General features: G+C 42.0%; 17 protein-coding genes. All 17 read left to right on the top strand.

Annotated features, from left to right (window positions below; genetic code table 11):
- Positions 1 to 829 (top strand): LPXTG cell wall anchor domain-containing protein (locus tag HT731_RS08845; protein WP_173278595.1); only part of this gene is annotated, 829 nt, incomplete at its 5' end.
- A 175-nt stretch (positions 830 to 1004) separates the two neighbouring features.
- Positions 1005 to 2135, top strand: coding sequence for a radical SAM family heme chaperone HemW (hemW, locus tag HT731_RS08840; RefSeq protein WP_173278593.1), 1131 nt, complete (start codon positions 1005 to 1007; stop codon positions 2133 to 2135).
- A gap of 4 nt (positions 2136 to 2139) precedes the next feature.
- Positions 2140 to 2877 (top strand): acyl-[acyl-carrier-protein] thioesterase, encoded by a 738-nt coding sequence (locus HT731_RS08835; RefSeq protein WP_173278591.1) that lies wholly within the window; start codon positions 2140 to 2142, stop codon positions 2875 to 2877.
- 10 nt (positions 2878 to 2887) lie between these two features.
- Positions 2888 to 3661 (top strand): TIGR01457 family HAD-type hydrolase, encoded by a 774-nt coding sequence (locus tag HT731_RS08830; protein ID WP_173278589.1) that lies wholly within the window; start codon positions 2888 to 2890, stop codon positions 3659 to 3661.
- Positions 3651 to 4268, top strand: coding sequence for a TIGR01906 family membrane protein (locus HT731_RS08825; RefSeq protein ID WP_153226488.1), 618 nt, complete (start codon positions 3651 to 3653; stop codon positions 4266 to 4268). The genes HT731_RS08830 and HT731_RS08825 overlap by 11 nt, the downstream gene beginning before the upstream one ends.
- 207 nt (positions 4269 to 4475) lie before the next feature.
- The gene (locus HT731_RS08820) at positions 4476 to 4877 is read left to right on the top strand and encodes a Spx/MgsR family RNA polymerase-binding regulatory protein (RefSeq protein WP_000631259.1); all 402 of its coding nucleotides are present in this window, start codon (positions 4476 to 4478) and stop codon (positions 4875 to 4877) included.
- Positions 4877 to 5155 (top strand): UPF0223 family protein, encoded by a 279-nt coding sequence (locus tag HT731_RS08815; RefSeq protein WP_001041979.1) that lies wholly within the window; start codon positions 4877 to 4879, stop codon positions 5153 to 5155. The genes HT731_RS08820 and HT731_RS08815 overlap by 1 nt, the downstream gene beginning before the upstream one ends.
- Positions 5145 to 5918 (top strand): inositol monophosphatase family protein, encoded by a 774-nt coding sequence (locus tag HT731_RS08810; protein ID WP_173278587.1) that lies wholly within the window; start codon positions 5145 to 5147, stop codon positions 5916 to 5918. Before HT731_RS08815 ends, HT731_RS08810 begins: the two co-directional genes overlap by 11 nt.
- Positions 5919 to 7223, top strand: a complete 1305-nt coding sequence (locus HT731_RS08805) for an RsmF rRNA methyltransferase first C-terminal domain-containing protein (protein WP_173278585.1) — start codon at positions 5919 to 5921, stop codon at positions 7221 to 7223.
- A gap of 221 nt (positions 7224 to 7444) precedes the next feature.
- Positions 7445 to 8323 (top strand): phosphate ABC transporter substrate-binding protein PstS family protein, encoded by an 879-nt coding sequence (locus tag HT731_RS08800; RefSeq protein WP_173278583.1) that lies wholly within the window; start codon positions 7445 to 7447, stop codon positions 8321 to 8323.
- A complete protein-coding gene (gene pstC, locus HT731_RS08795; protein ID WP_001070903.1) occupies positions 8323 to 9240 on the top strand; it encodes a phosphate ABC transporter permease subunit PstC in 918 nt (305 codons plus the stop codon). The genes HT731_RS08800 and pstC overlap by 1 nt, the downstream gene beginning before the upstream one ends.
- Positions 9230 to 10114, top strand: coding sequence for a phosphate ABC transporter permease PstA (gene pstA, locus HT731_RS08790; RefSeq protein WP_173278582.1), 885 nt, complete (start codon positions 9230 to 9232; stop codon positions 10112 to 10114). The genes pstC and pstA overlap by 11 nt, the downstream gene beginning before the upstream one ends.
- A 10-nt stretch (positions 10115 to 10124) precedes the next feature.
- Entirely contained in the window at positions 10125 to 10928 is an 804-nt protein-coding gene (gene pstB / locus HT731_RS08785) for a phosphate ABC transporter ATP-binding protein PstB (RefSeq protein WP_033676766.1), read from the top strand.
- A 12-nt stretch (positions 10929 to 10940) separates the two neighbouring features.
- The gene (gene pstB / locus HT731_RS08780) at positions 10941 to 11699 is read left to right on the top strand and encodes a phosphate ABC transporter ATP-binding protein PstB (protein WP_173278580.1); all 759 of its coding nucleotides are present in this window, start codon (positions 10941 to 10943) and stop codon (positions 11697 to 11699) included.
- Between the two features lie 11 nt (positions 11700 to 11710).
- Positions 11711 to 12364: a phosphate signaling complex protein PhoU gene (phoU, locus tag HT731_RS08775; protein WP_000946458.1), complete on the top strand. Its 654-nt coding sequence runs from the start codon at positions 11711 to 11713 to the stop codon at positions 12362 to 12364.
- A gap of 156 nt (positions 12365 to 12520) precedes the next feature.
- A complete protein-coding gene (locus HT731_RS08770; RefSeq protein ID WP_173278578.1) occupies positions 12521 to 13336 on the top strand; it encodes an ABC transporter substrate-binding protein in 816 nt (271 codons plus the stop codon).
- 158 nt (positions 13337 to 13494) lie between these two features.
- On the top strand, positions 13495 to 15359 hold a 1865-nt coding region (locus HT731_RS08765), incomplete at its 3' end, for a Rib/alpha-like domain-containing protein (protein WP_275690314.1).

Raw genomic sequence — 15359 nt, 5'->3', positions numbered from 1 at the left:
AACAGAACCTAACAAGAAACCATCACAACCAGTAGATGTAACAACACCAGCTCGTAAGACACCAACAGTAGATGTTGAACAAGATCCTAAGACAGGTGACGTTACAGTAACACCTAAGAAACCAGATGGCTCAACATACCCACCAGGAACTACGGTAGAAATCCCAGGTGAAGATGGCCCAATCACTGTTGAAATCGGTGAAAACGGTAAAGGTAAAGTACCAAATGACAACCTTCCTAAGAAAGATGTCCCAGGTACAGGTGAGATTACAGAACCAGGTCAACCAACAGTAGAAGTTCCAGTAACAACACCAGGTAAGGTAATAGCTGAAAACGGTGAACTACCAGGACCAATCACTTTACCAGAATTAACTATTGAGGTTCGCTGGATTGATGAAGATGGAAATGTATTGAAACCATCTGTTAAGACAGGCAATGAAAAGGATGCTGAACATGGCTCAATTCCAGGATATGAATTTGTAAGAACAATGATTGATGAAAATGAACCAGTAATTACCCACATTTTCAGAAAAGTAGGTTCAAATACAAATACAATTCCAGTTGCACCAGTGACACCTGATACGCCAGTCAAACCTGACACTAATGGAGGTTCTGGTCAAGATACACCTGCACCAGCACCAGCTACTCCAACTCCAAATGCAGATCAGGTAGATACTAAGACTACTGTTGATAATGGAGCTAAGTCAAATGATTCTCAAAATGTATTGCCAAATACAGGAACAGAATCAAATGCTGCTCTTGCATCTCTAGGACTTCTTGGACTATTGAGTGGATTTGGACTTGTAGCTCGTAAGAAAAAAGAAGACTAAAAATTTAGTCAGATGAACATTCATTCTTTTGTGTTTTAACAACGAACTAGATTGATTCTGATAGTTGTTTTATCCATAAAATACAAAGAATGATTAGATAAAGAAAGCGAACAATGCTAGGATTTTGTTAAACGGAATTCTAAGTATTGTTCGCTTTTTGTGGTATAATAAGACTATGCAGAAAAAACCAACGTCAGCCTATGTGCACATCCCATTTTGTACCCAGATTTGTTATTATTGTGACTTTTCAAAGGTTTTCATCAAAAATCAGCCGGTAGATAGCTATTTGGAGCATCTGCTGGAAGAGTTTCGTTCTTATGACATTCAAAAGTTACGAACCCTTTACATCGGTGGTGGGACACCGACAGCCCTGTCAGCGTCACAACTAGAGGTGTTATTGAAGGGCTTGACTAAAAACTTGGACTTGTCTTCCTTGGAAGAATTGACCATTGAAGCCAATCCAGGGGACTTGGATGAGGATAAAATAGCTGTGTTGAAGAACTCGCCTGTCAATCGTGTTTCGCTAGGTGTGCAGACTTTTGATGACAAGATGCTGAAAAAGATTGGGCGCAGTCATTTAGAGAAAGATATTTATGAAAATATCGACCGTCTGAAACTGGCTGGTTTTGACAATATCTCTATCGATTTGATTTATGCACTGCCTGGCCAGACCATGGAGCAGGTCAAGGACAATGTGGCTAAGGCCATTGGACTGGATATTCCCCATATGAGTTTGTATAGCTTGATTTTAGAAAACCATACAGTCTTTATGAATCGTATGCGACGAGGGAAATTGCCTCTGCCTAAGGAGGAACTGGAGGCTGAGATGTTTGAGTATATCATCGCAGAGCTGGAGCGAGCTGGTTTTGAGCATTATGAGATTTCCAATTTCTCCAAACCCGGTTTTGAAAGTCGCCACAATCTCATGTACTGGGACAATGCTGAGTACTATGGCATTGGTGCTGGGGCATCTGGTTATGTAAATGGCGTGCGCTATAAAAATCATGGTCCGATTCGTCATTATCTGAGTGCAGTTGAAGAAGGCAATGCTCGCATCACAGAAGAGCACCTGAGTCAAAAGGAGCAGATGGAAGAAGAAATGTTCCTGGGTCTTCGCAAGAAATCAGGGGTCTCTATGGCGCGATTTGAGGAAAAATTTGGCCGATCTTTTGATGAACTATATGGAGAAGTTGTCAGAGACTTGGTTCAACAAGGTCTCATGCAAATAGAGGGTGACTGTGTGCGTATGACAAAGAGAGGTCTCTTTTTGGGAGACACCGTAGCAGAACGATTTATTTTGGAGTAGGATCATGGGCTTAACTTATCAAATGAAAATGAAAATTCCTTTTGATATGGCTGATATGAATGGTCATATCAAGCTTCCAGATGTGATTTTGCTCTCCTTGCAAGTTTCAGGGATGCAGTCGATTGAGTTGGGAGTTAGTGATAAGGCCATTTTGGAAAACTATAATCTTGTCTGGATTATCACAGACTATGATATTGAGGTGGTTCGTTTGCCTCGTTTTGCGGAAGAAATCACTATCGAAACGGAAGCCCTAAGCTACAATAGACTTTTTTGCTACCGTCGCTTTACCATTTATGATGAAGCAGGTCAGGAGCTCATCCACATGATGGTGACCTTTGTTCTCATGGATCGAGACAGTCGAAAAGTCCATGCAGTAGAACCTGATATTGTGGCTCCTTACCAGTCTGAGTTTTCCAAAAAATTGCTTCGAGGACCTAAATATCAAAGTTTGGAAAATCCAATCAGCAAGGATTACCATGTTCGTTTTTACGATTTGGATATGAATGGCCATGTTAATAACAGTAAATACTTGGACTGGATTTTTGAGGTCATGGGAGCAGATTTTTTGACCCACTATATTCCCAAGAAAATCAACCTCAAGTATGTCAAGGAAGTTCGACCAGGTGGGGTGATTACATCGGCTGTTGAACGGACTGGACTGGAAAGCAAGCATGAGATTACAAGCGACGGTTCTACCAATGCCCAAGCAATTATCACTTGGCAAGAAATAAAAAAGGATTAGGGAGAGATAGATGAAATATAAAGGCTATTTAATTGATCTAGACGGAACTATTTATAAGGGGAGAGACCGAATTCCAGCAGGGGAGGCTTTTGTCCATGAATTGCAAAAGCGGGACATCCCTTATCTTTTTGTGACCAACAATACAACCCGCACTCCAGAGAGTGTTCAAGAGATGTTGGCTCAGAATTTTAATATTGATACGCCCCTATCGACTGTCTACACAGCTACTTTGGCCACTATCGACTATATGAACGACTTGGGGCTTGAAAAGACCGTCTATGTCATCGGAGAAACAGGTCTCAAGGAAGCCATCAAGGCGGCTGGTTATGTGGAAGACAAGGAAAATCCTGCCTATGTGGTAGTAGGTCTAGACTGGCAAGTCGACTATGAAAAATTTGCGACAGCAACTCTTGCCATTCAAAAGGGAGCTCACTTTATCGGAACCAACCCTGATCTCAACATCCCGACAGAGCGCGGTCTTTTGCCAGGTGCTGGTTCACTGATTACCCTGCTTGAAGTAGCAACACGAGTGAAGCCTGTTTATATCGGAAAACCAAATGCCATCATTATGGAAAAGGCGGTTGAGCACTTAGGTTTGGAACGTGAAGAGTTAATCATGGTCGGAGATAACTACCTGACTGATATCCGAGCAGGGATTGACAATGGCATTCCAACGCTCTTGGTGACAACAGGTTTTACCAAGGCAGAAGAAGTAGCAGACCTGCCAATCGCACCGACTCATGTGGTTTCTAGCCTTGCGGAGTGGAACTTCGATGAAAACTAAACTGACCTTTTGGGGCTCTATGCTCTTTCTCCTCTCTCTTTCTATCCTTCTGACCATTTATCTGGCTTGGATTTTTTATCCGCTGGAAATTCAGTGGCTGAATTTAACAGATCGGGTTTATCTAAAACCAGAAACCATTCAATATAACTTTCATATCTTGATGGATTACCTGACCAATCCTTTTAGTCAGGTCTTGCAGATGCCAGATTTTCGTTCGTCAGCAGCTGGTCTGCACCACTTTGCGGTGGTCAAGAATCTCTTTCACTTAGTGCAGCTAGTGGCTTTAGTAACATTGCCAAGTTTCTATTTCTTTGTCAATAGGATTGTGAAAAAAGGCTTCTTGTCTCTATTTGGTAAAGGGCTTTTGGCTCTAGTGGTTTTGCCTTTACTGATTGGGCTTGGGGGAGTGTTGATTGGTTTTGACCAATTCTTTACTCTTTTCCATCAAATTCTCTTTGTGGGAGATGATACCTGGCTTTTTGACCCAGCTAAGGATCCAGTGATTCTGATTTTGCCAGAGACCTTCTTCCTTCATGCCTTCCTCCTCTTTTTCGCCCTCTATGAAAGCTTCTTTGGCTATCTTTATTTGAAAAGTCGTAGGAAGTGAACTGAAGGCTGTTTTTAATTTGTATATATAAAATTGTATATCATTTGAAACCATCGTTAAGAGTGAATTAACCAAATCCAATTGTATCAATCGTTCGCGAACAGCCTATTTTTCTTGAAAAATAGGCTTTTTTTAAAAAATCGCTAGTCAAGCGCTTTATTTTTGTGTATAATAGAAATAGCAAAGTATAGATAAGAAGAGAAAAGCATGATTACACTATTTCTATCACCGAGCTGTACATCATGTCGTAAGGCTAAGGCCTGGTTAGAAAAACATAAGGTTCCCTTTGTGGAACACAATATTATGACCAGTCCTTTAACAAGAAAAGAATTGCAACATATCCTTTCCTTGACCGAAAATGGTACTGATGACATCATTTCAACTCGTTCAAAAATTTTTCAAAAATTGAATATTGATGTAGAGAGTATTTCGGTATCGGAATTGCTTCATTTGATTGAGCAGTACCCTAGTCTTTTACGTCGTCCAATTATTATTGATGCCAAACGCATGCAAATCGGTTTTAATGAAGATGAGATTCGTGCTTTTCTCCCTCGTAGTTACCGTAAGCAAGAACTAAAAGAAGCAAGAATGAGAGCTGGTATTAGTTAATGAACAAACAGTATAGTTACCCACTAGATTTGTCGTGGAGCACTGAAGAACTTGCTTCAGTGCTTTCTTTTTTTAATGATGTTGAAGCTGCCTATGAAGGCAAGGTAGAAGCTAAAAAGTTACTGGACTCCTATAAGGGATTCAAGTCTGTCGTGCCAAGCAAGAGTGAAGAAAAACGTTTGGGACGAGAATTTGAAACAGTTAGTGGCTATTCGCTTTACCGAGCAGTTCAGGCTGCCAAGGAAAAAGGGGAAGGAAAGATTTCTCTTGGAAAGTAAATTTGAATTTGCTAAAGAGCTTGTTAAGAAAGCAGGTCAGTACATCCTTGACCATATGCAGGAAGACTTGTGTGTTGAAACCAAGTCCTCTCCAACGGATTTGGTGACCAGACTGGACAAGGAAGTTCAGGAACTTTTGGTTAGTGAGATTTTGTCCCGTTATCCTAAGGATAAGATTTGTGCTGAAGAAGGTTGTCTGAGAGCCTCGGTTCAAGAGGGCAAGGTTTGGGTCATTGATCCCATTGATGGTACCAATAACTTTGTCGCCCAGCAGGAAGATTTTGCTGTTATGATGGCTTATTTTGAAAATGGTCAGGGACAGTTTGGTTTGATTTATGATGTGGTCAAGGGGGATTGTTATCACGGTGGTGGTAAGTTTCCAGTCTGTCGAAATAATAAGCCCCTAGCTCCCTTTCAAGAAAAACCACTTGGAGATTTCCTTATTGCAGGGAATAGTGGTATGCTGGAAACCAATGAATGGGGGTTGGCTGATTTGAGCCGAGCGGTTCTTGGTGTTCGTGTCTATGGAAGTGCGGCCATTAGTTTTGCCAAGATTTTGTCAGGGCGTTTGTTGACCTATGTCACCTATCTGCAACCATGGGATTATGCTGCGGCTAGTATTTTAGGGGAAAGTCTGGGCTATCGGGTGGTGACCCTTTCTGGTGAAGCTCCTGATTTTCAAACCAGACAGCCGATCATGATGCTACCTCTTGAGATGCAGGAGGAAATTCAGTCCTATATTTACGAAAGGAAAAGAACTTAAATGCAATTTCCAGAAGGATTTGTTGAAAAATATGAAGAGATACTAGGAGATGAGGCAAGAGATTTTCTTGCCTCTTTTGAGGAGGAAGCGGTTTCGGCCTTTCGGGTCAATCCTTTAAAAGAAGCGCCAGTTTCCTTTCCTGATGCTATTCCTCAAACTCCTTGGGGTCACTATGGTAAGGTTTCAGGAAAATCGCCTGAGCATGCTACAGGTTTAGTATATTCGCAAGAGCCTGCTGCTCAAATGGTGGCTCAGGTAGCCCAGCCCAGTCCTGGTATGAAGGTCTTGGATTTGGCCGCTGCACCGGGTGGCAAATCCACTCAACTAGCAGCCTATCTAGCTGGGGAGGGGCTGCTTGTTTCCAATGAAATTTCAAGCAAACGGGCTAAGATTTTGGTTGAAAATATGGAGCGCTTTGGAGCGACAAATGTCGTGGTGACCAATGAATCTGCTGACCGCTTGGCCAAGGTTTTTAAAGGCTATTTTGACTTAATCGTTCTTGATGCCCCTTGCTCTGGTGAAGGGATGTTTCGTAAGCAACCAGATGCTATGGACTATTGGAGCTTAGATTATCCAAGTCAATGTGCTAGTCTTCAAAGAGAAATTCTGGAAGATGCAGTGACCATGCTAGCAGAGGGAGGTCGTCTGGTTTATTCAACATGTACCTGGGCACCCGAGGAAAACGAAGAGATCGTCAATTGGCTACTGGAAGAGTATGATTTTGACTTGCTACCAGTTGAGCATATCAATGGAATGGTAGCTGGTATTGATCTGCCAGAAACAGCTCGGATGTACCCTCATCAGTTTAAGGGAGAGGGGCAGTTTGTCGCTCATTTACAATTTAAAGGTGACAATCCAGCACCTAAATTTAAGGCAAGTAAGAGTAATCTTAGCCGAGAACAAGTTGCCTTGTGGCAGGAATTTGCCCAAAAACACTTGAAAATCAATCTAAGGGGAATTTTGCAGACTTTTGGTGACCAACTCTATCTCTTGCCAGAACTCTTGCCAGATTTAGGGAAACTCAAGATTGCTCGCAATGGACTGCATCTGGGTACTTTTAAGAAGAAACGCTTTGAGCCTAGTTTTGCTCTTGGTCTAGCCTTGAAACCGAGTCAGGTCAAACAGTCGGTTGAAATTGACCAAGAAGGGTTTGTAAAGTATGTGGCTGGAGAAACCGTTCAGCTGGCGGAAAGTCTGCCAAATGGTTGGTATCAAGTTTTGGTTCAAGGCAATGGTTTGGGCTTTGCTAAGGTGACTGGAAATGTTTTGAAAAATTATTTTCCAAAAGGCCTCAGATTCAAGTGAAAATGCTAGTCAAAGTAGCTTGTCTATGTTATAGTGGAAGTATGGATTTTTTTCAAATTGTCTTTCATTTTAAGTCAAAATTGGTGGGCAAGGTAACTGAGCAAATTACTAGTAAAACCAAGCTAGCAACTTCAGTTGGCTCCCAATTTTAAAAAATAAAAACATAAATAAATAGTTGAAAAAATTCACAGCATTCACCAATATTTTCAAGGAGAAAAACAGTGAAAAAAAGGAAAAAACTCGCTCTATCCCTTGCGGCTCTTTTGCTAGCAGGTTCTTTGGCGGGATGTGCTAGCTGGATTGATCGTGGGGAATCCATGACAGCTGTTGGCTCAACGGCTCTTCAGCCCTTGGTCGAAGCAGCAGCAGATGAATTCGGCTCTCTGCATATTGGAAAAACAGTCAACGTCCAAGGTGGAGGATCTGGTACAGGTCTGTCTCAGGTTCAGTCTGGAGCCGTTGATGTAGGAAATTCAGACGTATTTGCCGAGGAAAAAGACGGTATCAACGCATCCGCTCTAGTGGACCATAAGGTTGCTGTAGCGGGCTTGGCAGTGATTGTAAACAAAGAAGTTGACGTTGAAAATCTGACAACTGAACAACTCCGTAGCATCTTTACAGGTCAAGTGACCAACTGGAAAGAAGTCGGTGGGAAAGACCTAGCCATTTCCATTATCAACCGCGCGGCAAGTTCTGGTTCACGTGCAACCTTTGATAGTGTTATTATGGATGGTCAATCTGCCGTGCAGAGTCAAGAACAGGATTCAAATGGGATGGTCAAAAACATTGTTTCTCAGACACCAGGAGCCATTTCTTACCTAGCCTTTGCCTATGTGGATGATTCGGTTAAACGTATGAAGTTGAATGGCTATGAGCCGATTGCAGAAAATGTTACAAGCAATAACTGGCCTTTATGGTCTTATGAACACATGTACACCTTAGGTCAGCCAGATGAATTGGTGGCAGAATTCCTCAACTTTGTCCTCTCAGATGAAGCGCAAAGTGGAATCGTTAAGGGAATGGGCTATATTTCTGTTAAGGAAATGAAGGTTGAAAAAGATGCTGTAGGAACGGTGACAGCACTAGAAGGGAGTCACTAATGAATCAAGAAGAATTAGCTAAAAAATTACTTTCTCCCTCAAAGAACTCTCGTCTAGAGAAACTAGGAAAAGGCTTGACCTTTGCCTGTCTGTCTTTGATTGTCATCATTGTGGCTATGATTTTGATTTTCGTAGCCCAAAAAGGTTTGTCGACCTTCTTTGTTAATGGGGTCAATATCTTTGATTTCCTCTTTGGCCAAACTTGGAATCCTTCAGGTAAACAATTTGGTGCCCTTCCCATGATTTTGGGTTCCTTTATTGTCACAATCCTATCAGCTCTTATCGCAACTCCTTTTGCCATTGGTGCGGCAGTCTTTATGACCGAGGTCTCACCAAAAGGTGCTAGAATCTTACAGCCAGCTATTGAATTGCTTGTCGGGATCCCTTCAGTCGTATATGGATTTATCGGTTTGCAGGTCGTAGTTCCCTTTGTCCGTAGTGTCTTTGGTGGAACTGGTTTTGGGATCTTGTCAGGGATTTTCGTTCTCTTTGTCATGATTTTACCAACGGTAACCTTTATGACAACGGACAGCTTGCGTGCGGTGCCTCGTCACTACCGCGAAGCTAGTTTGGCTATGGGAGCCACTCGTTGGCAAACCATCTGGCGCGTGACCTTGAAGGCAGCGCGTTCAGGGATTTTCACTGCAGTGGTCTTTGGAATGGCGCGTGCCTTTGGTGAGGCTCTGGCTATTCAGATGGTGGTTGGAAACTCAGCTGTTGTCCCAACTTCACTAACAACACCTGCTGCGACCTTGACCTCTGTTTTGACCATGGGTATCGGAAATACCGTTATGGGAACCGTTGACAATAACGTTCTCTGGTCACTGGCCTTAGTCTTGCTTTTGATGAGTTTGGCCTTCAACAGTGTGATTAAATTGATTACGAAAGAAAGAGGAAAGAAAAACTATGCACGCTAAGAAATTAGATAAAATTGCAACAGCTGTCCTCTACTCGATTGCAGGAATTATTGTTGCCATCTTGGCATCCTTGATTCTTTATATCTTGGTTCGTGGTTTGCCCCACATCTCTTGGCCTTTCTTGACTGGCAAATCATCTTCTTACCAAGCAGGCGGAGGGATTGGAATTCAGCTCTATAATTCCTTCTTCCTTTTGGTCATTACCTTGATTATTTCTGTGCCCTTGTCTATGGGAGCTGGGATTTTCCTAGCTGAATACGCTAAAAAAGGTCCTGTGACCAATTTTGTCAGAACCTGTATTGAAATCTTGTCTTCACTGCCATCAGTGGTTGTGGGTCTATTTGGTTACTTGATCTTTGTAGTTCAGTTTGAGTATGGATTTTCAATCATTTCAGGTGCCTTGGCCTTGACAGTCTTTAACCTGCCTCAGATGACTCGTAATGTTGAGGACAGCTTGAAACACGTTCACCATACGCAGCGTGAGGCTGGTTTGGCCCTTGGAATTTCTCGTTGGGAGACTGTGGTCCATGTGGTCATTCCAGAAGCCCTTCCAGGTATTGTCACTGGAGTTGTCTTGGCCTCTGGTCGTATCTTTGGTGAGGCCGCTGCTCTTATCTATACAGCAGGACAATCCGCTCCAGCCCTTGACTGGTCTAACTGGAATATTCTCAGTGTGACCAGCCCAATCTCTATCTTCCGTCAAGCAGAAACCTTGGCTGTCCACATCTGGAAAGTCAATAGTGAAGGAACCATTCCAGATGGAACCATCGTATCAGCAGGTTCTGCCGCTGTGCTCCTCATCTTTATTCTCATCTTTAACTTTGGAGCCCGCAAACTCGGAAGCTACCTACATAAGAAATTAACCGCTGCCTAAAGGAGAAGCCATGTCAAAATATAATTGGGATGAAAAGCATATCATCACCTTTCCTGAAGAGAAAGTGGCCCTCTCTACTAAGGATTTACATGTTTACTACGGTAAAAAAGAATCCATCAAGGGCATCGATATGCAATTTGAAAAAAATAAAATCACAGCCTTAATTGGCCCTTCTGGTTCAGGAAAATCAACCTACCTCCGCAGTCTCAACCGTATGAATGATACCATTGATATTGCCAAGGTAACAGGTCAAATTCTCTATCAAGGGATTGATGTCAACCGTCCAGAAATCAACGTGTATGAAATGCGTAAGCACATTGGAATGGTCTTCCAACGACCAAATCCCTTCGCCAAATCTATCTACCGAAATATCACTTTTGCCCATGAACGTGCAGGGGTTAAGGACAAGCAAGTCTTGGATGAAATTGTGGAAACCTCTCTTCGTCAAGCTGCCCTTTGGGACCAGGTCAAAGACGATTTGCACAAGTCAGCCTTGACCCTATCAGGTGGACAGCAACAACGTCTCTGTATCGCTCGTGCTATCTCTGTTAAACCGGATATCCTCTTAATGGATGAGCCGGCGTCTGCCTTGGATCCGATTGCGACAGCCCAGCTGGAAGAAACCATGCTGGAATTAAAGAAGGACTATACCATCATCATCGTGACCCACAGTATGCAGCAGGCTGCGCGTGCTAGTGACTACACAGGATTTTTCTACTTGGGTGACTTGATCGAGTACGATAAGACCTCTAATATTTTCCAAAATGCAAAATTACAGTCAACCAATGACTACGTAACAGGACACTTTGGATAGAAAGGAAACAGTATGACAGAAGCGATTTTACAGGTATCGGACCTGTCCGTTTACTACAATCAAAAAAAGGCCTTGAATAGTGTTTCCTTATCTTTCCAACCTAAGGAAATTACAGCCTTGATTGGTCCATCTGGTTCAGGAAAGTCAACTCTTCTCAAAGCTATCAACCGCATGGGGGATCTCAATCCAGAGGTGACCACAACTGGTTCGGTGGTTTACAATGGCCACAATATTTACAGCCCACGTACAGATACAGTTGAATTGCGTAAGGAAATCGGTATGGTTTTCCAACAACCAAACCCCTTCCCTATGTCTATCTACGAAAATGTTGTTTATGGGCTTCGTATCAATGGAGTTAAGGATAAGCAGGTTCTGGATGAAGCAGTGGAAAAAGCCTTGCAACGAGCTTCCATCTGGGATGAGGTCAAGGATCGCCTGCATGATTCAGCAATCGGGCTTTCAGGTGGACAACAGCAACGTGTCTGTGTTGCCCGTGTTTTGGCAACTAGTCCTAAAATCATTCTCTTGGATGAACCGACTTCAGCCTTGGATCCTATCTCGGCTGGTAAGATTGAGGAAACCTTGTATGCTCTAAAAGATAAATACACCATGCTCTTGGTTACGCGTTCCATGCAACAAGCCTCTCGTATCTCTGACAAGACAGGATTTTTCCTTGATGGGAATTTGGTCGAGTTTAACGATACCAAGAAGATGTTCCTCAACCCACAACACAAGGAAACAGAAGATTATATTTCAGGAAAATTTGGATAAGGAGATAAATGATGTTACGTTCTCAATTTGAGGAAGATTTAGAGAAATTACACAACCAGTTCTATGCTATGGGACAAGAGGTGCTATCCCAAATCAATCGGACAGTGCGTGCCTTTGTTACACATGACCGTGATTTGGCCAAGGAAGTCATCGAAGACGATGCAGAAGTAAACGAATACGAAGTGAAATTGGAGAAGAAATCATTTGAAATGATTGCCCTTCAACAACCCGTTTCTCAAGACTTGCGTACAGTTCTAACAGTCTTAAAAGCGGTATCTGACTTGGAACGTATGGGAGACCATGCTGTTTCCATTGCAAAAGCAGCAATTCGTATGAAGGGAGAACAACGTATTCCAGCTGTTGAAGAAGAAATCAAGAGGATGGGTCGCGATGTTAAGAATTTCGTCGAAGCAGCCCTTGAACTCTATCTGAATGGTTCAGTGGACCAGGCCTATGAAGTAGCAGCAATGGACGAAAAAATCAACCATTATTTTGATAGCATTCGTGATTTGGCTACAGAAGAAATCAAGAAAAATCCAGATGCTATCGTTACAGGTCGTGATTACTTCCAAGTGATTGCTTTCTTGGAACGTATTGGAGACTATGCCAAAAATATCTGTGAATGGGTTGTTTACTTTGAAACAGGTAAGATTGTCGAACTATAAAATAGTTTCATTCTGTATAAAAAGGAGCTTGAAATTAACTGATAGCTCCTTTTTTGAATGAAAAAAATATTTTTAAGATAAAAATTCAAAAAATACTTGACAAACATCTTGAGTAGCGTTATAATTATACAAAATTAACAGAGAGGTTGTTTATTTATGAAATTAAAAAAATGGATATTTGTTTTATGTAGCTTTCTTGCAAGTTTCTTCTTAGTGGCTTGCCAGTCAAGTTCGAATGGTTCTCAGTCAGCTGTTGAAGCCATTAAGCAAAAGGGGAAATTAGTTGTGGCGACCAGTCCTGACTATGCACCCTTTGAATTCCAAGCCTTGGTTGACGGAAAAAACCAGGTAGTCGGTGCGGATATTGATATGGCCCAAGCTATCGCTGATGAACTTGGGGTGAAGTTGGAAATTTCAAGCATGAGTTTTGACAATGTCTTGACCAGTCTTCAAACTGGTAAGGCAGATCTAGCAGTTGCGGGAATTAGCGCTACTGACGAAAGAAAAGAAGTCTTTGATTTTTCAATCCCTTACTATGAAAACAAGATTAGTTTCTTGGTTCGTAAGGCTGATGTAGAAAAATATAAGGATTTAACTAGTCTAGAAACTGCTAATATTGCAGCCCAAAAAGGGACTGTTCCAGAATCAATGGTCAAGGAACAATTACCAAAAGCTCAATTAACTTCCCTAACCAATATGGGTGAAGCAGTTAATGAATTGCAGGCTGGAAAAGTAGATGCTGTTCACATGGATGAGCCAGTTGCCCTTAGTTATGCTGCTAAAAACGCTGACCTAGCTGTCGCAACTGTCAGCTTGAAGATGAAGGACGGCGAAGCCAATGCAGTTGCCCTTAGAAAAAATAGTGCTGATTTGAAAGAAGTGGTGGATAAGGTCATCCAAAAACTCAAGGATGACGGTACCTACCAAAAATATCTTGAAAAAGCAGCAAGTCTAACTGAAGTTGAAGAATAAGAAAAAGGAGTCTGGACATTGATGTCTGGACTTATTTTTATATTTTACAAGTATAAAAATAAAAAAGGGAAAGTATTGATATTATTAAATGTTTATTTTATAATATTAAGTGCATATTAAAGATATGCTATGATTTTTAAAATAAGGAGACAAGATTAATGTATTTTAATCGTAAAAATTCAGAACAAAAGAATTGGCGTATGATCAAAAAGGGAAAACATTTCCTTTTTGGTTGTTCGCTTGTTTTTGCAGTTGGTGCAGCATTAGTAGCTCCATCAGTCAAAGTAGATGCAGTAGAAGCTAAGCAAGAACATAGCTCTACAGCAGAGGTGATTAAGTTGGTTGCAGCTGAAGAGAATGCAACTTATGCAGCACCAGCTGTAGAAGTAGCTCCAGCAGCAGTGGTTGAAGAAAAGGTTGAAACTACTCACAATTCTAAAGAAGAACTAGTAGTTACGACAGAAAAAGCTAAGGAAGCAGATAGCATCCAAGCTCCAGAAGTGACTGTGGTTTACAATCCAGCAGCACTTACTGATGAAGAAAAAGCAAAAGTTGTAGCAGCTGTTAAGGCAGCTAACTCTAAAGCAACTGATGTTCAAGTTCAAGCAGACGGATCAGTAGTTGTTACTTTTGCAGATGGTTCGACTGCAAGCTTGTCAGCAGCTCAAACTATTAAAGATGGCTCTAAAGTAGCTAAACCACGTAGAGCACGTGCGGCAGTAGCAGCTCCAGTCATCACTTCAAACCTTGATGGAAAAGGTAGTTCTGCAACGGATGTAACTGTCCAAGCACCAGCAGGTTCAACTGTTAAACTCTACAATAGTGATAGTACTGTTATCGGTCAAGCAGTAGCAGATGCTCAAGGTGTAGCTACAGTTACGCCAACAAACAGCCTTCCTGTAGGCGAAATCACAGCTACAGCTACACCAGCAGGCGAAAGTGAGTCTCCTAAGAGCGCTCCTGTAACAGCGACTCGTGCAGAAAAGCCTGAAGTAGACGGAGGTGTTTCAAGATGGAACGATAGTGATAATACCCAACTACTCGTTACCAGATCACATATCACGGTTTATCCAGGTGAATCTGTTAACATTGGTGTTGTAGCAGCATCTAATAAGATGGAAACCTTTTGGGTTCCTAACAATCCATATGGTGTCAGTGGCTTGGCACCAATAGGTGTGTACCTAGAGACAGCTGGGACAGAGACCTATAAAAAACGTGAAAACGGATACGGAGGTACTGTTGCTTGGGACCAACCAGCAGGTGATACTGTTGTGACCTTCGCAGTTAGAAGTAAGAATAATGCACTTGTAACGAGAGACCTTAGAGTTACCGTTTTGGAACTTACTAAGAAGCTTGATGCTGTTCCAGGTGAAAAGGTAGAAGTTGCTGATCTTAACAATGTTTCTGAAAACGAGAAAAATAAAATTATCGCAGCAACTGAAAAAGCAAATTCGAATTTCCCTCCAGGTACTTTATATAATGTTGATCAAAGAGGAAATCTTGTCATTACTTATCCTGATAAGTCTACTGATAAGATTACAGCAGCATACTTAGTTACTCCAGCGGCTAGGGAAGCAGACAAATATACGCCGACTGCTAAGGCACAAACAGTTGCTCCGGGTTCAACACCAGACGCTAAAAACTCAATCAACAATGCTGGTGAACTTCCAAGTGGCACGACCTTCGCTTATAAGATACCAGTAGATACCGCAACCGAGGGTGAAAAAGATGCGATAGTAGTCGTTACTTACCCAGACAAGTCAACAGATGAAGTTCCAGTTAAAGTAACTGTAAAAGATCCACGTAGCGATGCGGATAAGAACGAACCAAAAGCCAAGGAACAAACTGTTAAAGTTGGTGACGCACCAAAAGCAGAAGATTCAATTGCGAACTTCAAAGACCTTCCTTCAGGAACAACCGCTAAGTTCAAGGAACCAGTAGATACCACAACTCCAGGGGACAAAACACCAGTAGTTGTTGTAACTTACCCAGATGGCTCTAAGGATGAAGTTCCAGTTAAAGT

Source organism: Streptococcus sp. k-163, from assembly GCF_013277555.1.
Classification (GTDB): Bacteria; Bacillota; Bacilli; order Lactobacillales; family Streptococcaceae; genus Streptococcus.
Note: the sequence above shows the minus strand (reverse complement) of the source record. Positions and strands in the feature narration are given on the sequence as shown.